Annotated in this window: 1 protein-coding gene; it reads left to right on the forward strand. The window is 48.1% G+C overall.

Translation table 11 applies throughout. The features are described from left to right. Positions 1-495, forward strand: a 495-nt coding sequence (locus J4G07_02950) for a transposase (protein MCE2412939.1), incomplete at its 5' end; no start/stop codon positions are given. Between the last annotated feature and the right edge of the window lie 166 nt (positions 496-661).

Consider the following 661-nt stretch of genomic DNA (forward strand, 5'->3'; position numbering starts at 1 on the left):
TACAAAACCTCTGTTCGCTCGTTGACGTGGGAACTGCGAAAATATACGAAAGTCGTTGGTAAAAAGACCAAGGATACAAGGAAACAGACGATACGTGTTCGTCAGACCCCTATCCGCTCCACAGGCACACGGTATAACCGCTTGAAAGTGCTGAAACTCGGTGAAGTCAAGATCCGCCAACATCGTCCGCTCATCGGAGACCCGAAAGAGGTCACGTTGAAAAAGACGGCACGTGGCTGGTATGTCTTTATCGTTTGCGAAGTGCCGGAGACGCTGAAATGTGTTCCAAAGTCTGCTTGTGGTGTAGACGTTGGGACGCACAAATTTCTGACGACCTCTGCCGGTGAAACTGAAGATAATCCGCGCTTTTATCGCCAAGCCGAACAGAAGTTGATACGCTTGCATCGCGACCTTTCGCGCAAGCAATACCGAAGTAAACGGTGGTATAAGGCAAAGGACGCATTGGCGAAACAGGCAGATATTGTTGCCTGTTAACGTCTTGATTTTATCGCGAAAACCGTCTATAAACTCTTTCACCACAAAGGGTTTGATGCTGTTGTTGCTGAGAAACTCAAACCGAGCAACATGGTAAAAAATAGGCATCTTGCGAAGTCTATTTCCGATGCGTCCTGGGGCATGTTCTTTGACTGGCTTCACTGGG

The sequence above is a fragment of the Candidatus Poribacteria bacterium genome (genome assembly GCA_021295715.1).
Lineage (GTDB): Bacteria > Poribacteria > WGA-4E > WGA-4E > WGA-3G > WGA-3G.